This is a genomic window from Gardnerella sp. KA00390, assembly GCF_049244075.1.
GTDB classification, from domain to species: domain Bacteria; phylum Actinomycetota; class Actinomycetes; order Actinomycetales; family Bifidobacteriaceae; genus Bifidobacterium; species Bifidobacterium vaginale.
Genome location: NZ_CP058372.1, coordinates 622,953 through 646,134 on the forward strand (window position 1 = coordinate 622,953; position 23,182 = coordinate 646,134).

Genomic DNA, 23,182 nt, shown 5'->3' on the forward strand with positions numbered 1-23,182 from the left:
AAGTTGGCGAAGATGATGACCAAATTAAGTACACTTATGTGAATAATACTACTAAAAAAATCACAAATCCATTTCCAGATGTAATTTCAGATGACGAGATTGAAAAAGCGTTTAAGAATAAAGAAACTTCTGTAGAAAAAATTTATTTTAAGCCTGCTGCTACTTCAGATAATCCTAATCCCAAAAGTGAGATTGTTAAAAATAGATTCTTAAAGAATGTTGATGGAGAATATATTGTTTACAAAGTATATAAAAATGATTATGTTTCTGGCAAAAATGAGTCACAGATTACTTCATCTCAGGGTGTGTCTGTAAATGGTTCTATATCAAAAGATGGTAGTATTTATGCAGGCTCTGAACAAACAATTACAGCTTCTGCTGAACCAGTTGATTTTGAATTAAATGGTTATACTGTTGCAAAGAATTGTAAAAAGTCTATTGATATTCGCTCTGAGTATGCTTTCAAAAATTACTTATATTTAAAACTCACGTATAAGTATAAGTTTAATTTTGAAAGATTTAAATTTGTGTATGTTTATTGTCATCAGGCTGGGTGCAATACAAGTTATAATCGTTATTTTTCTGCAGCAGATGCGCAGTTCCATTTTGTGGATGATTTGCAATATAGATCTAAGAATCCAAATGGGGTAGATAAAGATGGTAAGTTAAAGCAGCGAGGAAATTCTGACACTCATCCATCTTTAACTGATGCAGACAAGAAGAAGGGTACTCTAATATCGTCGGTTCCATTTTACGAAATTGCGGGATTGGCGGATATTTCTGGTACTTCTGCTGTAATAACTGATAAAGCAGCCTTCTATCGAACAGATAGTGGTGACGGTAAGACATCTATTTTGTCTTTTGATAAAGATCCAGATATAAAATATGCGAAGCGTCCTATACTTACTGATCTTACTGGTAAGAATATTCCAGGATACGTGTATTGGGATAATGACATTGATAAGCCTCAGAACAAGAATCATGAGTTTGCGAACGATAAGGATACTAAGGAAGATCCTGGTAATCACTATCTTTCCTTTGCTTATGAAATGAAGGATGGCAAGCCTGTTAAGCGTCTTACACGTAAACATTATTATGTTACTTTTAGAGCAATTCCTACGCAGTTGGTCGTTAAGTATAAGAAGTCTGATGGAACATTTGAATCAAATGCAAAGTACGAGCTTTTAGATTCTGGTAATGCGAAAATTGGCAATGAATTTGCTTCTACGAGTGGTGATGTTACTACAAGCAACAAAGAAGCTTTAGTTACTATGATGAAATCGTCTAGTACTACTTTCCTTAAAAGTTTTACTGGCTACTTATCTAACGGTGCTGTATATTTGTTACCTGGAAAATATACAGTAAAGCCAAATGTTAAAGCGCCTGAAGGGTACGAGTGGGTTGTAGATTCAAATAAACAGGATTCTAAAACTAGTGCAGATATTAATATCGGACTTCAAACTGGAAAGACTACTGCTATACAATTTATTACTTTTGTATTGAAGAAGAAGCCAACTCACCCTATTCCTACGCCATCTCCAACTCCTGAACCTACACCAACTCCGACTCCAGCTCCTGAGCCAGATGTGACTCCTGAACCTGAGCCAATACCAGTTCCTGATGTTCCTAATGTGCCTGACGATTCGTGGATTCCTCTTCCTGAGATTGTTCCTGAGAATCCAGAGTATTCTGTTGTTGAGCAGCCTGTGTTGAATCCTGTTCATTCTTCGGATAAGCCAGTGGAACATTCTGTTGAGCAGAGTTTTAAAGCTGTTGATGCTGGTGAGGATTACAATGCTAAGGCTCCTGCTAAGCATTTGCCTGATACTGGTGTTTCACTGGTTATGTCTATAAGTACTTTGTTTGTGTCTTTGTTTGCTGGTTTTGGTTTGTCTATGTTCAAGTCTCGCCGCAAGCATTAAATATGCATGTAGTAGGTTGATTTTATGTAAGAATCTAAGTTATGTTGTGTTGATATTGTGATTCAAGAATTCCCCCTGTTGTGTAACTCGTATGGTTGTTTGCAGGGGGAATTTGATTTTATTGTGTTTTGTTTCTGTTTCGCTTTATTTACTGGCAAACATATCTTTCGCATACTGGCGAATATCATCTGGATTTATCATATTGTATTTTTCTTTTATTTTTGTGAAGTATTCGCCAATTATCTTTTTGCTGATTATTTTATTTGATGAATCATTAGTTTTTAGATTTCCGCGAGTAAGTATCCAAGGCTCCTCATGATGCGTAAATCGTTCAAGTTCTTTACCGCTGTAGCAGCAAAGATTATCAATAACGCTATCGCATACTGCTTTTTCGGTAGCTGATAGTGTGGTTGTTAGTTCTGATGTAAATAATGTCACATCACTTTTTTGAACATGTTTGTAATCCGCTAATTTTTCTGATGATTTAATTCCTGATATTTCTGTTGTCGGTGAATCTATTGGAGTAAAAGTGTAGTCTTTATAACGCAAATAGACGTCTTTATATACAGGTCCATGAATCCATGCTTGACAATCATCGGTAAATATGAATGATTTATAAAAAGCGAAATAAAAACCCTGAATGTAGTATAAGGATTTTTGCAAGGCTAGGGTAGTTATATCCTCACACTTTATAAGCAAGTATTGTATTACATTGTTTATTTTGTCACTCGACTTATTGCCATCAAAGTTATTGTTTGCAAAGTTATTTTGTAATTCGCGTATTAGTTTTTGTGTTGCTTTATAACTTTTTTCGTAACTAATTGCAGATTTCAGATTATCCTTATTGCTGATTAATAATTGCAAGTAATATTTCGGATCATTATAAATGCGTAGCAAAATATCAGAATATTGTTTTGAAGGAATGTCTCCGTCTGCAAATCTAGAAAACGTTTGTTCACCCCAACCGAGAAGCAGTGAAAGTGGACGCTTGCCTATTGAGTATTTAGCAGGTATTTCGTTGATTTTGTCAAGCGGAATAATATTGTTTTCTTTACGATACTCGTCATACAATGCTCTAAGATTCGCGTCAATAATTTCGGGTACATATACAGCAGAGCCGCATTCTTTGCAGTGCGCTTCTGTGCCAGTGTAGGAATATTGTTTTCCTTTGATAGATGCAGTCATTGGAACGGATTTTGTTGAGTACTCAACATTATTCCTGCATTCTTCGCAAAATGTCTTATTATCTTTCATTATGAGCCTTTTATTGAAAATTAGCAGATTTATTATCTTTTTGAGTTGTTTATTAGATTATTTAAATAAATAATCTATCTGTTTATTTGCTTTATGGAATGAAATAACAACTGTTCTATTTTGCTGAGAAATAGTAATGATATTAAACTTCGTGTAAATGTTTACCATCTCACATTTACCTACGTGTGATAGTTTTACGCGTGGTGCGAATACGTAAAGCGTTTCATATTCATAGCCTCTTTTTTTGTTTTTTAACGAATGACAAAAATCTTCCACTTCTATGTTGAGAAGTATATTTTTCTGAATATCTGATCGTATGTTGTATTCTCGAATGAAGTTTATGTTTTCTTGACGATTTTCGTTTAACGAGATGGTAAAACGGTCATTCCTTATGCAGTTTTTTATCTTTGCAAGTATTGCTGAAATTTCTTCTTTTGTGTAATTCTGATTATAGTTCTTGTTCATACATCACCTCTAGTCGTATGATACAAAAAATAGGTGCATTTATCAAGAAAAATGCATCTATTGATGCATAAATAATTTCTAAGCATTCTAGAATAAAATTTATTAGCCTTATTAATGTATTTGGCTTGTTTTTATCCTTTAAGATTATCTTCAATAAAATGTAAATTTGAAACTTTTATTTAGTTTAAATAAGACGTTGAACTCATTTGGTCACTTACAGTATTGCTTATGCTGTTGAATATTGTATCATTTTTATTGTTGCTAATTTTTGTATTTCCTAGTAACACATATTTGCAGTAGGAGTGTTGCATGACTGATTTAGATGCTATTTTTGATCTCTCTACAACAGATTGTGCTCTTTGCAAGAAATATAATATTCCCAATTCTGATACGCTTTCTGCATTTGAAGAAACTGAGTAACTGAAGTATGATCCTAATACAAAAACTTATAACTAGTTTTATGAATTAATATGTGAATATGATTAATCTTCTTCTTGCAATTATTTATCTAGCATTTATCAGTTTGGGTTTGCCTGATGCTCTTTTAGGATCTGCTTGGCCGACTATGAGTCACGATATTGGCGCGCAAATTTCTTGGGCTGGCGGAATATCAATGGTTATTTCTGCAGGAACTATTGTTTCTGCTCTACTGAGTGACAGGATGACTAAGCGTTTTGGTGCAGGCAAAGTTACGTTTGTGTCTGTTGCTTTAACTGCATTGGCATTGTTGGGTTTTTCTTTTGCGCCGAATTATATTGTGCTTATTTTGTTAGCAATCCCGTACGGGCTAGGTGCTGGAGGGGTAGACGCTGCTCTTAATAATTATGTTGCTTTGCACTACGAAAGCCGTCATATGAGCTGGCTTCACTGCATGTGGGGTATTGGAGCTTCAGCTGGACCTTACGTTATGGGTTTTGCGCTTTCTCACGGATTGGGATGGTCCGCAGGATATCAGTATATTGCGATTGTTCAAGTGATATTAACTGTAATATTGTTTATAAGTTTGCCATTGTGGAATAATCGTAAAGCACATGAATTAAGTAAATCTATTCAGATATCTAAAGAATATTCTAAAACGCTATCTTTTGCGGAAGTTTTGCGCATTCCTGGAGCTAAAAATATTCTTATAATGTTCTTCTGCTACTGTGCTATTGAACAGACTGCAGGATTATGGGCTAGTAGTTACATGGTTTTGTATGGGTCCGTTAGTCGTGTTGTTGCAGCGGGATGGGCAAGTTTATTTTATGTTGGTATTACAGCAGGACGATTTATAAGCGGATTTTTGACAATGCGTTTTAATGACGAAACCATGATTCGTCTTGGACAACTAGTGATGATTCTAGGCATTCTTGTGTTGTTATTGCCATTGCCAAATCATATAGCATTAGTTGCAGGATTTGTGATTATTGGTTTAGGGTGTGCGCCTATTTATCCATGTGTTATTCACTCTACACCGCATTATTTTGGAGCTGATAAATCGCAAGCGATTGTTGGCATGCAAATGGCTAGCGCGTATATTGGATCAATGTTGATGCCTGCAATCTTTGGGTTTATTGGTCAAAACATGTCTATGTCTTTGCTTCCAGCATATTTGATTATTTTGCTATCTATAATGGCGTTTATGCATATGCAATTGCTTCGGATTTGCAAAAGTTGACTATGAGAATGTTTTTGTGTGATTGTTGGCTTAATGGTTGTCTGTTTAAGATTTATTAAGCTTATTGTGAGTTTGGTTACATTTTGTTGAGATTGAAGTTGTAAGTTGTAGAATGTCTGAAGATTCAATGCTGTTAAATGCCTGTATTATACTTGTTTTGGTGTTGATTCCGTTATTTTGGTAATTATTCTAGAAAATTTGGTTTTGCGGGAGGAAAAATGAGTAAGAGAACTAACATAATTTTGACTAGCACTATGATGGGTATTGCTACTGCTGCGTGTGCTTTTTGTGTAGCACAAAGTGCAAATGCTGCCGATACCTCAGTGAGTGATGGTATTAATACAACTGTAAATTCTTCTAACGCAAACTCTTATGCTACAAATCCTAGTAAAAACCAGCATGGGGGGGGGCTTTAGATAGCACTTCCGTAAAATCCTCTGAAAATATCAATTCCTCCAATTCTAATGAAGCTGCAAAAATTACCGAAACTGCAAAAACTGATAATGATGTTGTTAAATCTTCTAAACCTGTAGACGCTACTGAAAATTTTGAAACTACTAAACTTACTCAAACTCTTATTGATGTAAGCAATACTAATCTTCAAACAAATAATCGTGAAGATAGAAGCGTAACTGCATATGAAGAATCCAGAGCAGCTTCAACTGATTCAAGTAGCACAAATGATGAATCTTTAACTTGGACGCGTGACGACTTTAATATCACCCCTGACGGCAAACAGATTGGGTACAGGAAAGATATTACTGTTACTGATCATGATGGAAAACCAGCTGGTACAGAAAATGTTATTGTTCCAGGACTTAATGAAAAAGGCCTTGCAAAGCTTAAGAAAAATCCGCATATTGTAATTCCAGAAGGTATAGAAGTAATTGGAGAAGTTGCTTTTACAGGTAAAGCGAAACAAGTTGGCAAAAATCATGAGCATATCGAGGGTGAACATTATATAGAAAGTGTCACTCTTCCGCAATCTCTTAAAATCATCGAATACGGTGCGTTCGGCTGGAACAAAATTAAGGGAACTGTTACTATTCCGAAAAGTGTAATTTCAATACATAATGGTGCTTTTGTAGCTAATGAAATTGAAAAAGTTGTGTTTGAAGGCGTAATTGATGACAAGGGCAAAGAGCACGATTCAGACTCTAAGCCGTATTATCTTTCTGGAATTGGTAGCGATGCTTTCCAAGGTAATAAAATTACTGAAATTGATGTAAAAGATAATTTGGCTAAGTATCAATTATTCCCATCTAATAATCCGCAGAAGGGCGATTCTGTGTTCGATAACCAGAATCCTGGAACTTTCACTATTGAAGTAGGAGACGAATATAAAAGTCCTATTAAAATTACGAAAGAAGGTGTCAATCAGAGTATTAATGTAGTGGAAGGATTCAAAGAAGATGGTACTCCAGTACAGATTGAAAATTCATCTTATTTTAAGAAGAATAAAGAAGGCAAATATATAGCAGTAAAATCTGGCAAGCTTGAAGGTCAGTGCCTGTTTTACGATATTATCAACAAACAATTTAGGATAATTGGTATTTCGCACTTTACCTACAACATTGTTCCTAAAACTAAGATCTACAAAGTCACTTTTGTGAATGATAGCAATGAAAATTATGCTTCTGTGCAAGTTAAGGAAAACAAAAGCATAAGTGAAAATAGTGTTGCAGGTCAGATGATGCCATCGGCACCATCTAAAGAAGGTTATACTTTTGTAGAGTGGAATGCTGATTCTACAGGTAAGGATAAAAGCAAAGTATTTACTGCTCAAACTCCAGTAAAAAGTGACATGACGGTTTATGCTATTTATACACCTACGCCATCTCCAACTCCTGAACCAACACCAACACCAACACCGACTCCAACACCGACTCCAGCGCCTGAGCCAGCGCCTGAGCCAGATGTAACTCCTGAACCTGAGCCAATACCAGATCCTGACGTTCCTGATGTTCCTGGTGGTTTGTGGATTCCTCTTCCTGAGATTGTTCCTGAGAATCCAGAGTATTCTGTTGTTGAGCAGCCTGTGTTGAATCCTGTTCATTCTTCGGATAAGCCAGTGGAGCGTTCTGTTGAGCAGCATTTTAAAGCTGTTGATGCTGGTGAAGCTTATAATGCTAAGGCTCCTGCTAAGCATTTGCCTGATACTGGTGTTTCAGCAACTTCAACATTTGTGATTTCAATCATATCCCTTTTCGCTGGTTTTTCTAGTTTGCTTGCTGGAATAGCTAAACGCAAAAATTAGTATTGCATTTATGAATGTTTTGAGCGAATGCTGATAATTTCCCTCTGATGTTTTATATATCAGGGGGAAATTCGTTACTATCGTATTGTCTACTTTCAAGCAAATATTGTGTGCATCTACTTATATTTAATGTTTATTTATTGTATAATCAAAAGTGTTTATAAGTTTTGTGGATTTAAGCTTTGCTTAATGGTTGTTTGTACAATTTATGTAATTTTATGAGTTTTTAGTGAAGAGGCTAAAATGAATAAAAAAACTGCAATCGTGTTGTCAACGACGATGATGAGTATTGCTACTGCGGCTTGCGCTTTTTGCATGGCTCAAACTGCGAATGCGTCTGAAAATAATTCTGCATCAGATGTGAAGCAGAATGTCACTAGTGTTGATTTTTCTAATGGGGGGGGGGTTCCCTGGTGATTTAGCAAAGTCACAAAAATCTGTAAAATCACAAGAAAATGTGCAGAATGATATATCTGCAAAGTCGCGCGATTTGGCGCAGTCACATGCTTCTAAACAGTCACAAGAAATTATTAGAAAACAGAAGTCTGATTCTGAAGATCATGAATCTAACTTTGCTAATGCTGATCCTTCCAGTAGTGAAACTAGGTTGACATCTTCCTCTGACTATAGTGGTTCTGTTGCCGATAACAAAGCTGATAAAAGAAATGATCCTACTGATGCGGATAAACCAAAAAACGATGAAGTAAGTACACAAAAATCAGTTAAAGCAGCAAAAGATGATAGGGCGTCAACAGATTCTACAAATAATGGCGAGAAGAAAAGCGAAGTTAAGCCTAATAAAGATGGCATATATGATTTTAGTAATGACAAGAATGTAACCAATCCGTTCCCGAATGTTATTACACCTGCTGAAGTCAAAGAGCTGCAGGATAAAACAACATCTGTTAGACCTCTGCCTTCTATTCAAAAGATTTTTTATACGCCTTATGGCAAGAAATTTTCTGTAGAGAATGGTCAAGCATCTGGCGATACTAGAAGTATTAATGAGATTATCAATACATATAATGGCAGGCTTGGAAGAGTTGATACATTCATATTTTTCCCGCGGGTTGATAAAGAAAGTGTATATACTGCCGATGGTCAATTTTACCCATACAGATCATCCCGCGAGCTAAAAAATCCAGATGGATCAGCAGATTTTGACTTTAATAAAGCTCCCGACAATAAGATCTCATACAGGCTCGAGGTAAATGGGAAGCTTATTGGATCCAATTTGGCTGATAAGACAAATATCACAGTATATATGAGAAAGAACCAAACGTTTATTCATGTTGTTATGGAGGGTGACAACACTCATGAAGCTATTTTTGGCTATGAAGGATTTAATCATGAAGACTCATCTGGAATTTTTGGATATGTCGCCTTTCTACCTGAATGTGGCGCGCAATTTCACTTTGTAGATGATTTGCAATATCGCAAGGCAGCAAACATTAAAGGGAATGATGATCTTCCACAACGTAGTTCTGGTGAAGCTGATAGGTTCTCTACTAAACCGTTTACCAAGTTGGATTTATCCGATTTGTCTGACTCGAAAAATATTTCCAAAGTTAGGTTTGGTAATAATCAGGTTGTCAGAAATATGTATACGCCTCTTCTAAGCTACGAAGGCGATCCCAAGAAAGATTCTATTAAGCGCCCAACTATGGAAGAGCTTAAAAACACGCAAATCACTGGTTATTTGTATTACAGTAATGATATAGACACGCCAAAAGACGGTACTTTTACTACTAAAAATGCTGACAAAAAACCTGGAAATTTCAATTACGGTATTGTTCGAGATAAAGATGACAATCAACTAAATACAAAGCATTATTATGTGACATTTAGACCAATTCCTACTCAGCTTGTTGTGCGATACAAAGATTTGCAAAACAAGATCGAGAGTGGTAAGAAATTTGGACTTTACGTTGGCGATAAGCAAATTGCTGGTGATTTCAAGTCATCTGAGTCTAGCGCAGCTCCAGAGTTAAACGCATTACAATCAATGATAACAAATAAAAATACGGCTTTGCTTAGTGAAGCTGCTGGTTATCTTTCCAATGGTTTTGCTTATTTGTCTCCTGGAAACTACATCGTAAAGTCTGCTGCTGAAGCGCCTACAAACTATGAGTGGGTTGTTGAACCAGAAAATTCAGCAGATATTAATAGCGCTACAATTGATGCAAAATTTAATATTGCGATTCATAAGGATAACTCAATTTCTACTCAAAAAGTTGTTACTTTTGTGTTGAGAAGAAAGATTGCTACCGTCAAATTTATAAATGATGATGACAAGAAACCGTATGTTACTGTGAAAGTTCAGCAAGGTCTCTCTATTAGTGGTGATGGTTTAACTGATCAGTCTATGCCAGCTAATCCTACTAAAGCTGGTTTTACTTTTAATGGTTGGTATAAGGATAAAAATGGAACTGGGGATGCGTTTACTGCGTCCACAATTGTAAGCGAGGATACTACTGTTTACGCTATTTATACGCAAATACCTCCTGCACCTACACCTGAGCCAACTCCTGAACCAACGCCAACGCCGACTCCTATGCCTGAGCCAGATGTGACTCCTGAACCTGAGCCGAAGCCTGTTCCTGATGTTCCTGACGATTCGTGGATTCCTCTTCCTGAGGTTGTTCCTGAGAATCCAGAGTATTCTGTTGTTGAGCAGCCTGTGTTGAATCCTGTTCATTCTTCGGATAAGCCAGTGGAGCGTTCTGTTGAGCAGCGTTTTAAGGCTGTTGATGCTGGTGAAGCTTATAATGCTAAGTCTCCTGCTAAGCATTTGCCTGATACTGGTGTTTCACTGGTTATGTCTATAAGTGCTTTATTTGTGTCTTTGTTTGCTGGTTTTGGTTTGTCTCTATTCAAGTCTCGCCGCAAGCATTAAATATGCATGTAGTAGGTTGATTTTATGTAAGAATCTAAGTTATGTTGTGTTGATATTGTGATTCAAGAATTCCCCCTGTTGTGTAACTTGTATGGTTGTTTGCAGGGGGAATTTGATTTTATTGTGTTTTTGCTGATTATTTTATTTGATGAATCATTAGTTTTTAGATTGCTGAGAGTAAGTATCCAAGGCTCCTCATGATGCGTAAATCGTTCAAGTTCTTTACCACTGTAGCAACAAAATCGCAACTATAGCAGTAAAGAGATTACCCAATATGCGCAATTGGGGAAACTAACTCGGTTCCTGAAGCGTCTCTTCGCATATCTGGCTTAGGTAGCTCTACGTTCGCTCCACGTTGTGTAGTCGCGTAAAGCGGATAGTTTCCAACGTATGCTGCCAAAATCGTGTTTTGCCCCTTAAGGAATCGCTGTGATCGCACGCCTCCGGTGCCGCGACCCTTTGTAGGGTACATTTCTAGCGGCGTAATCTTTGCAGCTCCGTTTTCTGTTCCAGCAAGCGCGTCGCTATCTCCAGCAAGAGTGAATACTACGCTTCCAGAAGCAGAAAATAGACCATTTTCGCCCTCTTCGTAATTCCATTCAACATCATTTTTAGCAACTACAGCAAAAGCAGAAACAGTGCATCCTTCATTAAGCCTAATTCCTGCCATTCCTGCAGAGCTTCGCCCCTGCGCACGCACTTGCTTTGCATCGAATGTAAGTAGGGAAGAATCGCTGCTTATAAACACAAGCCTATCTTCATCATTAGCAAGTGCTGCATTAATTACTGAATCGTTGTCTTTTAAGTCAATAATGCTCCAAGAATCCATTGTTGTTGGTGATTCAAAATTCCATCGTTTTACAACGCCATTCTTTGTTCCGATTGCGAGAGGAGTTTTAGAATCAGATTCGCTCAACGCAATAGCAGCTACGACTTTCTCTCCTCTAATTGGGTCTGTGCTTTGAGTAGAAGTTAATAATTCGCTTGCTTTAACACCATTGGAAAGAGATTCCGAAACGTTTTCATCTCCTTGATTTAAATGTGGCAAGTCTGCAACATGCGCTATTACTAATCGCCCTGCGGATGTTATTAAAGCGTATGTTGCTCGCGTAGTAGTAGTAAACACGTTTAAGCATGGAGTGTCAAAGATATTTGAAGAATGTGATTGCCATCTATTGAATGTTTCAACACTAGTTCTTGCTATAAGCCCAGATGTGCTCAAAGCTACGGCACACGGTTCGTCGCTTAATTGCAAAGCCGCTGAGGTTGCGTCAGTGTCTCCAGACTTACGAGCGGCGCTTGCGGCTGCTGCAACATCTGCCTGGGCATTTGTCAATTGATTTGCTGCAATAACTGCGTCCATAGCTGAATCAGAATTAACTTCTTTACTGTTTTTAGTGCAAACAGGCGTAAAGCTGCCGTCTTCTTGTTCGTCTAAAAGAATAGTTCTGCGCGGAGTATCCCACTGTTTTACAGCGTAATCCATTTCTGCAATCACAACTTTGTCTAGCTGGCTTGCGGAGCTTAGAATCTCGTTAAGTTCATCTATTTTTTGCAATAAGTCGTTTTTTTCGCCTTCTAGCTCGATTCGACTCATTTTTGTAAGTCTTCTAAGTCTTAAGTCAAGAATGTATTGCGCTTGAATCTCGTCTAAATCAAATACGCTAATAAGCTTTGATTTTGCGGTTTCTGCATCTTCGGAAGACCTAATTACTTGAATTACTTCGTCAATGTCTAGCATTGCAAGAAGCAATCCTTCTACAAGGTGCAGTCTCTCTTTGGCTTTGTTTAGTCTAAATTCGCTGCGCCTTCTAATAACGGTTCTTCTGTGCAAAATCCACACGTCTAGAAGCTCTCGAAGACCCATTGTGTGAGGTCTTCCATCAACTAGTGCAACGTTGTTAATCGTAAAGCTTTCTTGCAGCGGAGTGTGCTTAAAAAGTTGCGCAAGAACCGCGTTTGGGTCGAATCCTGTTTTTATTTCGATTACGATTCGCGTTCCGTTATGTCTATCTGTTAAGTCTATTGCTCCAGATATTCCGTCTAGTTTGCGCGCTTTTATGCCTTGAGATATGCGTTCGAGCACGCGCTCTGGTCCAACCATAAATGGTAATTCGGTAACAATAATCGCCTTTTTGCGCGCTGTAACGTTTTCAATATGCGTTTTCGATCTAGTTGTAAAAGCGCCTCTTCCAGTTTCGTACGCTTCGCGGATTCCACTTCGCCCAATAATTATGCCGCCGCCAGGCCAGTCTGGTCCTGGAACTATTTGCATTAAATCGTCTAGAGTAGCATTTGGATGCTTCATAACGTATTTTGCTGCAGCTACGACTTCGCCAAGATTGTGAGTAGCCATATTTGTGGCCATTCCAACTGCGATTCCAGAAGCTCCGTTTACAAGCAAGTTTGGTATAGCGGCAGGCAGAACAGTTGGTTCTTTTAGCTTATTGTCATAGTTTGGAGCAAAGTCAACAGTGTCTTCGTTTATATCTGCATTCATTCCAAGTGCTGCTGGAGCTAGTCGCGCTTCCGTGTACCTAGATGCTGCAGGACCGTCGTCTAAGGAACCAAAGTTTCCATGACCGTCAACCAGAGGGAGTCTAAGAGAAAATGGCTGAGCCAAACGCACCATTGCCTCGTAAATTGCGGAATCTCCATGCGGATGCAGTTTTCCCATAACTTCGCCTACAACGCGAGCAGACTTCATGTATGCGTGTTCTGGGGTAAGGTTCATGTTTCCCATTTGATACACGATTCGGCGCTGTACAGGCTTCATTCCGTCTCTAGCGTCTGGCAATGCGCGCGCGTAAATCACCGAGTATGCGTATTCGAGGAATGATTTGCTCATTTCTTCGTTAAGCGGCGTTTCAACAATGTTTTCCTTAACCTTTCTAGGGTCGAAGGTTTGTTTTGCTGATTTGCTGCGTGAAGGCATGGTTTTGAACTCCTTGAAGTGATTTACAAGCCTTTATAATACCAATTTATGTGCACAAAACTTTATTAAATGCTTATTTTATGCTTATTTTACTCATAGTCTGTTATGCATTATTCATGATTTTGTATAGTTTGTGTTTTGACTACAATGTTGCTTATGAGTATTGAGATTCCGTCTGTGGATGATTTGCTGAATTTTGTTGATGATTCGTGTAACTCCGATCTTCGTTTGTCTGCGATTCTTCCAGCAGTAAGCTCTTCGATTGATGCTTCGATTAGTACAGATGTTTATAATGATCCTGATACTGCGCGCATTAGTCTTGGATTTCCGAAGTCACAGAGTGCTGTTGTTGTGCTTGTAGACGGACTTGGCTATTGGAATCTTGCTATTAGAAAAGGTCATGCTCCTTATTTGCGCTATCTTCTTAACGATTGCGCAAATCAGCGTCCAATAAAGACTTGTATTCCGAGTACTACGGTTGCAGCAATGGCAACTTTTGGCACTGGAACATGCCCTGGTCTTACTGCAATGACGGGATACACGCAAAAAAATCCTAAAACGGGTGCATTATCTCAATTAATCCAATTTAGGGATGCTCCAGATCCATTAGATTTGCAACGCCAGCCTACAATATTTGAGTCGCTTTCTAATTTAGGTGTTAGAGCGAATCATGTAAGTCTTTCAAAATTTGAGGATTCTCCTCTAACTCAAGCAGCTTTTAGGGGAGCTAAATTCATAAGTGGATCAACTCCTAGAGCAAGAATTATGAATGCTGCAAATAGTACTAAAACGCCTGGTTTAACATATTTGTACCTTAGAGATATTGATAAAGTTGGTCACAATTATGGTTGGAAATCTGAGAATTGGGTTTCAGCTTTTGAGCAGATAGACGCGCAACTGAGTCTTTTAAAAAAGAATTGTCAAAAAGGCACTTTGATTGTTATTACTGCAGACCATGGAATGATTGAATCAAATCCAGATTTGAAAATAGATATTGCAAAAGATAGTCGTCTTACTAAAGGAGTTAAGCTTGTTGGGGGAGAGCCTAGGTCTGTTATGCTTTACGCGGAAGATGGCGAAAATCCAGATGACATTGCGTTAAGATGGTCTAACGTTTTGCAAGATAAAGCGCGTGTCAGAACTAAAGAGCAAGCTGTTAAAGATGGTGTTTTTGGAAAAGTCAGCCCGTTAGCATTAAGCGTCATAGGTGATGTTCTTGTTCAAGCAAAGTCATCTGTAACTATAGTGGATTCCAGGATAGAAACAGAAAAAGCCATGAACTTACCAAGCGTTCATGGCTCTATGAGTCACATGGAAATGGATATTCCATGTTTAGTTGATATAGCTTGATTTACGATAAATTAAGCCTCTCCAAAAAGAATCTCATCCCAACTAGGAACAGCAGCTCTCGTGCTCTTCTTAGCCCTAGTATGCTCGTTCATATGCTGTTTTGGTTCAGTTTTTGGAGTTTCTATAGCAACTGTTTTATCTGCTTGAACATGCGCATCTTCAGAATCTGATCCAAAAGTGTTTGATTTAGAATTTGCATATTTGCTTTTTGCAGAAGCAGATTTGGAAGAATCGACTACCGCATTTTCACTAGAATTATCTTGTGAAATGTTTGCGCTCGCATTTTCGCTACTATCTTCATTTTCTGAATTTTCTTTAGACTTATAGATTCCAGAATTAGAAGAAGAGTTTGCAATATTTGCAGCAGTTTCTGCGGCTTCTATGTTTTTTACGTTTGCAGAAGACTGTTCTGTATTATCTGGATTGTTAGATGGAGTAGAGTTTGATACCAAATCGCTTAGAATTGGATTTTCTGTATAACCATCTAAAGAATTATTAGTATTGTTGCTGTTTTGTTCTTTTTGTGCAGCCTCTGTTTGAATAGCAACATTTGCAAGATTAACGCTATTCCTTGATTCCCACTGACTCACAGCACGTTCTATTCTTGCAGAACGAATCGAATTTCCTGGAAGCTCATCATTTGCGAATGGGAAGTTTATGCTTACTGTGTCTCTATAAGCTCCTCCAAACTGTGATTTTTTAGAAGAAGAATCATTGTTCATGATTTCTTCGCCAAGCAACAATCTAGATGAAGGGTTTGCGCACGTAATAGAGTTGTCGTGCATATTCCAAGTCCACTCTGCTTTTATTGTTCGAGTAGCAGTGTTGAACTCTGCTGTTATAAGCCATGGTTCAAGTCCGCGTCTTGTGGCACGCCATTTTACAGTTTCCATTCCAATATGTGCTTTTGCGAGAGTTCGTTCGATCAAATCTGAAATAGTTCTCATATTGCTTTGTTTTGGAGCTGGAACTGTTAAGAATTGCTCAATAGCGTACTGTTTTTCTGTTTCAACGCCACTAGAGAATCTTTTAACTTGAGATTCGCTTACGTTATATCGCTTTGCAACATGTTCTGGATCGACGCCAGCACGTATCAGTGCTTGTATCTGAGATATAGGTAGTGTTGCCGTGGTAGCAGCTGGCGAATCATCAGATTTACCAATAGAATTAACTGTGTTTTGATTATCGCCACCAACATTTGTTAGTTTTTTTGATTCGGCAATCGCGCGCTCCAGCGTGTCGTCAACATGAATTTTTAACGGCGTGTTTTCAAAAATAAAAATTAAATCGCCATTATTATCCACATGATCGAAACTCGCCTCTTTTGGCGGATTTTCAAGCATTGTGCACCACTTTCCTCGCTTTTAACGCTACTTATAACATACTTTAGTCCATAGTCTGCCTTCTTTGCCATTTTCTATGAATAAAAAAGCGAGTATTCTATGCGGGGTAGCTTTCATGTATGCTATGCGCGTAGGTAGCTTTTATTAGATAGCTAAAAGTATAAAAGTAGATTTAGTAAGTAGTTTTAAAAACGAAAGGACCATAATGGCACAGGATTATGATTCTCCTCGTAGTAAAGACGAAGACGAGGAGTCATTGGAAGCGTTGAGTAAGGGTTCACAAAGCTCTGCTAACGATATAGACGATGATGAGAATGCTATTGCAGAAGATTACGAGTTGCCAGGTGCAGATTTAAGCAATGAAGATGCGTCTGTTACAGTAATACCAATGCAGGGTGATGAATTTATTTGCTCAGAGTGTTTCCTCGTAAAGCATCGTAGTCAGCTTGCACAAATGTCTCAAGACGGTCAGCCAGTTTGCAAGGAGTGCGCAGCCTAATGTCTTATGACGAGACCTACACTGGTCCAGAACAGGTAGAAGTTCTTATCAAGTATTTAGATAATTTGGATGATACTGATAGTAATCAGCCTGCTATGGAACATATTTCTTACGCTCATGCTGGCGATGCTGGGGCGGATTTGCGAACTACGCAAGATGTGACTTTGCGCCCGTTTGAACGTGCTCTGGTTCCAACTGGTGTTGCTATAGCTTTGCCGGCTGGATACGTTGCTCTAGTTCATCCGCGTTCTGGTCTCGCTGTAAAACAAGGTGTTACAGTTCTTAATGCGCCAGGAACCGTTGATGCTGGGTATCGCGGTGAAATTAAGGTTCCGTTGATAAATATGGATCCGAACAATGCTGTGCAGTTCCATCGTGGAGATCGTATAGCTCAACTAGTTATTCAACGTTATGTTGAAGCTAATTTTATTGAGGCAAATCAGCTTCCAGGATCAGATAGATCTACAAAAGGATTTGGATCTACTGGAGTGCAATAAATTACATAAATCCGGCCAGAGCTAAGTTTATTAGACTGAGTCGGATTTATTGTATTTAATGTTAAGTTTATTGTGTTTAATATTAGACATGTAGATTATTGTATGATTTAGCTTGTTTTACAAGGTAGGATAGTAACTATAGATCGGGAGGTGATATTCGATGGGTGAAAATCAAGACGACATTAAGGGCGCTAACATGCTCGGATGTGAAATTAGCGAAGATATGCGAGACCCATTGTGCCCAATATTGCGAATGTGTAAGTGGCATCATCCCGATGAGAATATGGAGATTTTGCACAAAGCTTATGCTAGAGCCGTAAAACAGCATACTGGTCAAAGGCGTAAATCCGGCGAACCATATATTATTCATCCTCTTGCTGTTGCTCAGATTTTAGCTGACCTAGGAATGGGTCCTATAGTTGTTGCTGCAGGATTATTGCACGATACTGTTGAAGATACTGATTATACGCTAGAAGAGTGTAGGGCTGATTTTGGTGATACTGTTGCAGGATTAGTAGACGGTGTTACAAAAATATCAAAAATGGAATATGGAGAAAGCGCTCAGGCGGAAACAATCAGAAAAATGGTTGTTGCAATGAGCCGAGATGTGCGAGTGTTGGTGGTAAAACTTGCAGATCGTTTGCATAACGCTCGTACATGGAGATACGTTAAGCCATCTAGCTCACATAAAAAGGCTCGTGAAACTCTAGATGTTTACGCTCCTCTTGCAAATCGACTCGGCATGAACGCAATTAAAACAGAGCTTGAAGAGCTAAGCTTTAAAGTTTTATATCCAAAAATTTATAACGAAATAGTAGTTTTAGTTGCTCGTAGAGCTGGTCAACGTGAAGTTTATTTGCGTCAAATTCTAGAAGAAATCAATGAAGATTTAAACCAGCAACATGTAAAAGCTTCTGTTAAGGGGCGTCCAAAAGATTATTTTTCAATCTATCAAAAGATGATTGTTCGCGGTCATGATTTTGAAAATATTTACGATCTTGTAGGTGTGCGAATAATCGTTGATTCTATTCGAGACTGTTATGCTGCATTAGGTGCAGTTCATGCGCGCTGGAGTCCTGTTCCTGGACGTTTTAAGGACTATATAGCAACGCCTAAGCTAAATATGTACCAAAGCTTGCACACTACTGTTGTAGGTCCTGGTGGAAAGCCTGTGGAGATTCAGATTCGCACATGGGACATGCATAGGCGTGCTGAATTTGGTATTGCTGCTCACTGGAAGTATAAGGCAAACGGACAAGCTGGTCGCGCTTTAAGCAAGCCAGATAAAGGTGATGTTAAGCGTGAACAAGAAGAAAACAAAGAGCTTAGCGAATTAGATAATTTAAAGTGGATTCAGCAGCTTGCAGATTGGACCAGTGAAACGCCAGATTCTGACGAATTCTTGGGTTCCTTAAAGCAAGATCTTGGAGCTTCGGAAGTCTACGTGTTTACTCCAAAGGGAAGTATTGTTGCTCTTCCGCAAGATGCAACTCCAGTTGACTTTGCTTATTCTGTGCATACTGAGGTTGGTCACAGAATGATGGGCGCTCGCGTAAATGGAAAGCTTGTGCCACTTGACACTAAGCTTAACAATGGCGATACTGTAGAAGTTCTTACATCAAAGTCTGATACTGCTGGTCCTTCAAGAGATTGGCTCAGCTTTGTAAAAAGCCCTAGAGCTAGAAATAAGATTCGTCAATGGTTTAGCAAGGAACGCCGTTCGGAGGCGATTGAAGAGGGTAAAGACGAGCTTACGCGAGCTATGCGTAAACGTAATTTGCCTTTATCTACTTTACTTACTCCACAAGCGTTAATAGGTGTTGCAGAAGAGCTTAATATAACTGCTAATGTAGAAGCTGTTTACGCTGCAATTGGCGAAGGTCAAGTTTCCACTCAAAACGTTATTTCTCGTCTTGTTAAAGATGCTGGTAGTGAAGAAGTAGCTGAAGAAGCTCAGGAAGAAGCACTTCCGCTTAGGAGAGTTGAGCGTAATCGCAAATCTAATGGTGTTCTTGGTGTTTCCGTAAAGGGCGTTGGAGATGTGTGGGTTAAACTTGCTCGCTGTTGCATGCCTGTTCCTGGAGATGACATTGTTGGTTTTATAACTAGAAATCAGGGTGTTTCTGTTCATAGAACGGATTGCCAGAATATGATTGATTTGCAAAAGTCACAGTCGGAGCGTGTTATTCCTGTTCAATGGACTAGCGATAAAGGCTTGTTCCTTGTTAAAGTTCAAGTAGAAGCTTTGGATCGTCAGCATTTGCTTTCGGATGTTACGCGAGTTCTTTCGGATCATGGTGTAAACATTCTTTCGGGAACGATTGCTACTGGAGATGACCGCGTTGCTACAAGTCAATTTACGTTTGAAATGGCAGATCCTCAGCATTTGAACACTCTTCTTGCTGCAATTCGTAAGATTGATGGCGTTTTTGACGTTTATAGAATTACGGGCGCAAAAGATAGTGCGGAACCGCGACTCAGAAAAATGGAACGCGACTAAACAAGAAAACCTAAACAATAAAACTTCCAGTCAAATAATGTTTTGGCTGGAAGTTTTATTATTGCAATTTTATATTATTTATGCTTTATTTTAATTAATGTTATTACTTAATAACCTCAATAGATATAATTCCAACTGGCTCTAGTGGGGCATCAGACCTATCTGTTGGAACAGATTCGAGCTTATCTACAACAGCTTTAGATTCATCATCCACGACTTCTCCAAAAATGGTGTGATGACCATCAAGCCAAGGAGTTGGCACGGTAGTTATAAAGAACTGAGATCCATTCGTGCCGTGTAAGCGTCCGTCTCGTCCGCGCTGTTTTCCAGCATTTGCCATTGCAAGAAGATACGGTTTATCAAACTTTAAGGATGGGTCAATCTCATCGTCAAATTCGTAGCCAGGACCACCCATTCCGTTTCCAAGAGGGCATCCGCCTTGAATCATAAAGTCTTTGATAATACGATGGAATGTCAAACCGTCATAGAATGGTTCGTTGGATTTTTCTCCCGTAAAAGGATTCATCCACTCTTTTGAACCAGTCGCCAAGTCAACGAAATTTTTTACTGTAATAGGCGCTTTATCGTCAAAAAGATTAATCTTTATATCGCCTTCGGACGTATGCATATTGATAAGTGTCATAATGCGATTTTCCCATATGTTAAAGACTGTTCAAAACTGTTGCAAATAAAACTGTTGCAAATAAAAATAAGGCGAGCTTGAGCAGGATTAATCTTGCATTAACTCGCCTTATTTTCGTAATATCAAAACTTTAGAAACATAGATACTCTACGCTTTGGCGCTTTGATACAACGTTGAACCAGCTTCCTGGAACTTTTTACTCATCTCTTTCATACCCTCGGCAATAGCCTGACTGCGGGCTTCTTCAACAAGTTGTTCTTGTTGATCTGCGCCACCGAAACGCTTGCGAATATTCTGAGAAATAGCCATTGAGCAGAATTTTGGTCCACACATGGAACAGAAGTGAGCCATTTTTGCTGGCTCTGCTGGAAGCGTTTCGTCATGGAAAGCGATAGCGGTATCTGGATCGTAGCTTAAATTAAACTGATCCAGCCAGCGAAACTCGAAACGAGCCTTGCTTATAGCGTTATCTCTATCCATGGCATGCGGATGATGCTTAGCAAGATCCGCAGCGTGACAAGCAATCTTATAAGCAATAACACCTTGCTTAACGTCGTCCTTATTAGGAAGTCCTAAATGCTCTTTAGGAGTGACGTAGCAAAGCATTGCTGTGCCATAACGAGCGATTTCAACGCCGCCGATAGCGGAAGTAATGTGATCATATCCTGGTGCAGTATCGGTTGTTAAAGGACCAAGAGTATAGAATGGAGCATTCTGGCAAATCGCTTTCTCCATTTCAATATTCATGCGTACCGTATCAAATGGTACGTGTCCTGGGCCTTCAATCATAACCTGAACATCGTGTTGCCAAGCAATCTTAGTAAGCTCACCAAGCGTCATAAGCTCGGAAAGCTGAGCAGCATCGTTTGCATCAGCCAAGCTTCCTGGTCGTAAACCATCTCCCAAAGAGAACGCAACATCGTACTTGGCAAAAATCTCACATAATTCTTCGAAGTGAGTGTATAAGAAGCTTTCTTGATGGTGTTGCAAGCACCATTCAGCCATAATGGATCCGCCTCGAGAAACAATACCAGTTACGCGGTTTGCAGTAAGAGGCACGTAGCGAAGAAGCACGCCTGCGTGAATAGTCATGTAGTCAACGCCTTGCTCGCACTGTTCAATAACAGTGTCGCGGAAAAGCTCCCAGCTGAGCTTAGAAGCATCATCCTCAACTTTTTCCAAAGCTTGATACATTGGAACGGTACCAATCGGAACAGGGGAGTTACGCAAAATCCACTCGCGAGTTGTGTGAATATCGTTACCTGTGGAAAGATCCATAACGGTATCTGCACCCCACTTAGTAGCCCACGTAAGTTTTTCTACTTCTTCGTCAATAGAAGATGTTACAGCAGAATTACCCATGTTTGCGTTTAGCTTAGTTAAGAAGCGAGAACCAATAATCATAGGTTCTGCTTCAGGGTGGTTGATATTGCAAGGAATCACAGCGCGACCAAATGCAACTTCAGAGCGAACAAGTTCCACATCGCAATTTTCGCGAGTAGCAACATACTGCATTTCTGGAGTGATAATTCCATGACGCGCGTACCACATCTGTGTAATAGGATGATCTGCAGCCTTCATTGGCTTATGAGTGCGACCACGCCACTCTTTTGAAGCTTTTCCTCGCTTAATAGCTCGCTTGCCGTCATCTTGAAGATTTCGACTACGACCTTCATATTCAACAACATCGCCACGATCTCTAATCCAATCAAGACGAAGTGGAGCCAAGCCTTCCTTAGGATCGCACTTAGGACCTTCTGTGTTGTAATCCTTAAATGGTGGGTTAGGACCAACGCCTGGAGTATCAGAAAGCTTAATTTCTGTATAAGGAACTTCCAAATCGTAAGAACCATATTCATATTCAAAGTGAACTGGCGTAGTTTTACGAATATGAGCTTTGTCCCTCTGAGTACATCCGCGAGAAGCAATATCAACGCGCTGTTGCTTTGCTAATTTTGCAGCATCTTTTGCTTCTTTAGCATTAATGAACTTTGGCGTATTGTTAGCTTTCTCATCAGCTTTTTCCTGAATTATAACGCGTTTTGCATAACCGTGCTTTTGATTGCCGCGAATGTGCGTAAAGCGTTCCACGAATTCACTCATTGTGGATTCTGGTGTTTCGCTTGCGTACAATGCTTCAGATACAAACAATCCTGCAGCCTTACTGCGAGCAATCATGTCAACATCTTCTAAAGATGTTCTTCCTCCAACAAGTACTGGAAAATCGCTTGCTGAGCAAATAGTATTAATCTTTGCTCCATCTAAAATAGTGTGATTTGGTTCTAATTCATAAGTTGGAGTAATGTTTTCGCAACCATCTTCTGGATTATGCATTGCCGTTACACAAATATAATCAATGCAGCCATCAGGAAGTTCATTAATAACCTTAACAAGACTTTCTGTTTCTACGGACAAGCCTATTATTGCGTCTTCTCCCAAAAGTGCTCGTGCTTCTTTAGGTTCCATGTCGCTTTGCGCAAGATGAACTCCATCGACTTTAATTCCTTGATTTCTTGCCTGCCAGACAACGTCAACTCTTCCGTCTATTACGAAAGTTACTGAATCACATTTATCGTTATCTTCTATGATTTGTGCAATATCTCGTGCGATTGATGTGATTTCTTTTGCGCTTTCATCCGCACAATTAAGCCTTATGAATGTTGATCCTGCGCGTAAAGAGTCGTCAACTATATCCGTGAGTGCGCGACTTTTGCATAGTTTAGGATCTGCAATAAAACATGTGTTTAGGTTGAACTGGTCACGCATTGATGCGTATGGATAGTTTGAGGTCATACTTAATCGTTGCTCCCTACGTTGTATTAACTAACAGGTTCGAAGGGTCAGGTTTTTCACCTATCTCAGCCTTCTTTAAAAAGAAAGCACCCCTGCAAAATGTTGTGACGCAGACATTCTACATTATTTAGTAGCTTTTTAATAAATCGTAGGCATGTTGAATGGTTGATC

The 23,182-nt window shown here is 39.1% G+C and carries 14 protein-coding genes, 1 pseudogene and 1 riboswitch; of the genes and pseudogenes, 9 read left to right on the plus strand and 6 right to left on the minus strand.

Going from position 1 to position 23,182, the window contains the following annotated elements; genetic code table 11:
• Positions 1 to 38 precede the first annotated feature (38 nt).
• Positions 39 to 1,922, plus strand: coding sequence for a cell surface protein (locus HXT53_RS02345; protein ID WP_009993736.1), 1,884 nt, complete (start codon positions 39 to 41; stop codon positions 1,920 to 1,922).
• Between the two features lie 144 nt (positions 1,923 to 2,066).
• Here the strand turns inward: HXT53_RS02345 and HXT53_RS02350 are convergent, their stop codons facing one another.
• Both HXT53_RS02350 and HXT53_RS02355 read right to left on the minus strand, forming a co-directional pair.
• Positions 2,067 to 3,176 (minus strand): type II TA system antitoxin MqsA family protein, encoded by a 1,110-nt coding sequence (locus HXT53_RS02350; RefSeq protein WP_009993737.1) that lies wholly within the window; start codon positions 3,174 to 3,176, stop codon positions 2,067 to 2,069.
• A gap of 57 nt (positions 3,177 to 3,233) precedes the next feature.
• The gene (locus HXT53_RS02355) at positions 3,234 to 3,641 is read right to left on the minus strand and encodes a hypothetical protein (RefSeq protein ID WP_421780550.1); all 408 of its coding nucleotides are present in this window, start codon (positions 3,639 to 3,641) and stop codon (positions 3,234 to 3,236) included.
• 478 nt (positions 3,642 to 4,119) lie between these two features.
• Here HXT53_RS02355 and HXT53_RS02360 point away from each other — a divergent pair, with 478 nt between their 5' ends.
• From HXT53_RS02360 to HXT53_RS02375, 4 genes and pseudogenes are all read left to right on the plus strand, one after another.
• Complete coding sequence (locus HXT53_RS02360; protein WP_421780691.1) at positions 4,120 to 5,298, plus strand: MFS transporter; 1,179 nt, start codon at positions 4,120 to 4,122, stop codon at positions 5,296 to 5,298.
• Between the two features lie 218 nt (positions 5,299 to 5,516).
• A pseudogene (locus HXT53_RS02365) lies at positions 5,517 to 7,555 on the plus strand (InlB B-repeat-containing protein).
• Between the two features lie 243 nt (positions 7,556 to 7,798).
• Entirely contained in the window at positions 7,799 to 7,972 is a 174-nt protein-coding gene (locus tag HXT53_RS02370) for a primosome assembly protein PriA (RefSeq protein WP_415706689.1), read from the plus strand.
• 40 nt (positions 7,973 to 8,012) lie between these two features.
• Positions 8,013 to 10,451 (plus strand): InlB B-repeat-containing protein, encoded by a 2,439-nt coding sequence (locus HXT53_RS02375; RefSeq protein WP_421780693.1) that lies wholly within the window; start codon positions 8,013 to 8,015, stop codon positions 10,449 to 10,451.
• 265 nt (positions 10,452 to 10,716) lie between these two features.
• Here HXT53_RS02375 and HXT53_RS02380 read toward each other — a convergent pair whose 3' ends face one another.
• Complete coding sequence (locus HXT53_RS02380; protein WP_004118080.1) at positions 10,717 to 13,386, minus strand: DNA gyrase/topoisomerase IV subunit A; 2,670 nt, start codon at positions 13,384 to 13,386, stop codon at positions 10,717 to 10,719.
• A gap of 156 nt (positions 13,387 to 13,542) precedes the next feature.
• Here HXT53_RS02380 and HXT53_RS02385 point away from each other — a divergent pair, with 156 nt between their 5' ends.
• Entirely contained in the window at positions 13,543 to 14,736 is a 1,194-nt protein-coding gene (locus tag HXT53_RS02385) for an alkaline phosphatase family protein (RefSeq protein WP_180979784.1), read from the plus strand.
• A gap of 11 nt (positions 14,737 to 14,747) precedes the next feature.
• Here the strand turns inward: HXT53_RS02385 and sepH are convergent, their stop codons facing one another.
• A complete protein-coding gene (sepH, locus tag HXT53_RS02390) occupies positions 14,748 to 16,079 on the minus strand; it encodes a septation protein SepH (RefSeq protein ID WP_004115448.1) in 1,332 nt (443 codons plus the stop codon).
• Positions 16,080 to 16,284: 205 nt separating this feature from the next.
• Between sepH and HXT53_RS02395 the strand changes: the two genes are divergently transcribed.
• The 3 genes from HXT53_RS02395 (at position 16,285) to HXT53_RS02405 (ending at position 19,575) form a co-directional block, all read left to right on the plus strand.
• Positions 16,285 to 16,578 carry a DUF4193 domain-containing protein gene (locus HXT53_RS02395; RefSeq protein WP_004112589.1) on the plus strand — a complete coding sequence of 98 codons (294 nt, stop codon included), beginning with the start codon at positions 16,285 to 16,287 and terminating at the stop codon, positions 16,576 to 16,578.
• Positions 16,578 to 17,075, plus strand: coding sequence for a dUTP diphosphatase (gene dut, locus HXT53_RS02400; protein WP_004112590.1), 498 nt, complete (start codon positions 16,578 to 16,580; stop codon positions 17,073 to 17,075). Before HXT53_RS02395 ends, dut begins: the two co-directional genes overlap by 1 nt.
• A 160-nt stretch (positions 17,076 to 17,235) precedes the next feature.
• Complete coding sequence (locus HXT53_RS02405; RefSeq protein ID WP_004112592.1) at positions 17,236 to 19,575, plus strand: RelA/SpoT family protein; 2,340 nt, start codon at positions 17,236 to 17,238, stop codon at positions 19,573 to 19,575.
• A 103-nt stretch (positions 19,576 to 19,678) separates the two neighbouring features.
• Here the strand turns inward: HXT53_RS02405 and HXT53_RS02410 are convergent, their stop codons facing one another.
• The gene (locus HXT53_RS02410) at positions 19,679 to 20,218 is read right to left on the minus strand and encodes a peptidylprolyl isomerase (protein WP_004112594.1); all 540 of its coding nucleotides are present in this window, start codon (positions 20,216 to 20,218) and stop codon (positions 19,679 to 19,681) included.
• Between the two features lie 147 nt (positions 20,219 to 20,365).
• Positions 20,366 to 23,011 (minus strand): phosphomethylpyrimidine synthase ThiC, encoded by a 2,646-nt coding sequence (gene thiC, locus HXT53_RS02415; RefSeq protein WP_032841035.1) that lies wholly within the window; start codon positions 23,009 to 23,011, stop codon positions 20,366 to 20,368.
• Positions 23,008 to 23,115: riboswitch (TPP riboswitch) on the minus strand. (Overlaps the previous gene by 4 nt.)
• Positions 23,116 to 23,182 lie beyond the last annotated feature (67 nt).

What these genes read in the sequence shown, in the direction of transcription:
- HXT53_RS02350 (WP_009993737.1), bottom strand. Translation starts at nt 3,176, where the DNA reads ATGAAAGATAATAAGACATTTTGCGAAGAATGCAGGAATAATGTTGAG.
- HXT53_RS02355 (WP_421780550.1), bottom strand. Translation starts at nt 3,641, where the DNA reads ATGAACAAGAACTATAATCAGAATTACACAAAAGAAGAAATTTCAGCA.
- HXT53_RS02360 (WP_421780691.1), top strand. Translation starts at nt 4,120, where the DNA reads ATGATTAATCTTCTTCTTGCAATTATTTATCTAGCATTTATCAGTTTG.
- HXT53_RS02370 (WP_415706689.1), top strand. Translation starts at nt 7,799, where the DNA reads ATGAATAAAAAAACTGCAATCGTGTTGTCAACGACGATGATGAGTATT.
- HXT53_RS02380 (WP_004118080.1), bottom strand. Translation starts at nt 13,386, where the DNA reads ATGCCTTCACGCAGCAAATCAGCAAAACAAACCTTCGACCCTAGAAAG.
- HXT53_RS02385 (WP_180979784.1), top strand. Translation starts at nt 13,543, where the DNA reads ATGAGTATTGAGATTCCGTCTGTGGATGATTTGCTGAATTTTGTTGAT.
- sepH (WP_004115448.1), bottom strand. Translation starts at nt 16,079, where the DNA reads ATGCTTGAAAATCCGCCAAAAGAGGCGAGTTTCGATCATGTGGATAAT.
- HXT53_RS02395 (WP_004112589.1), top strand. Translation starts at nt 16,285, where the DNA reads ATGGCACAGGATTATGATTCTCCTCGTAGTAAAGACGAAGACGAGGAG.
- dut (WP_004112590.1), top strand. Translation starts at nt 16,578, where the DNA reads ATGTCTTATGACGAGACCTACACTGGTCCAGAACAGGTAGAAGTTCTT.
- HXT53_RS02405 (WP_004112592.1), top strand. Translation starts at nt 17,236, where the DNA reads ATGGGTGAAAATCAAGACGACATTAAGGGCGCTAACATGCTCGGATGT.
- HXT53_RS02410 (WP_004112594.1), bottom strand. Translation starts at nt 20,218, where the DNA reads ATGACACTTATCAATATGCATACGTCCGAAGGCGATATAAAGATTAAT.
- thiC (WP_032841035.1), bottom strand. Translation starts at nt 23,011, where the DNA reads ATGACCTCAAACTATCCATACGCATCAATGCGTGACCAGTTCAACCTA.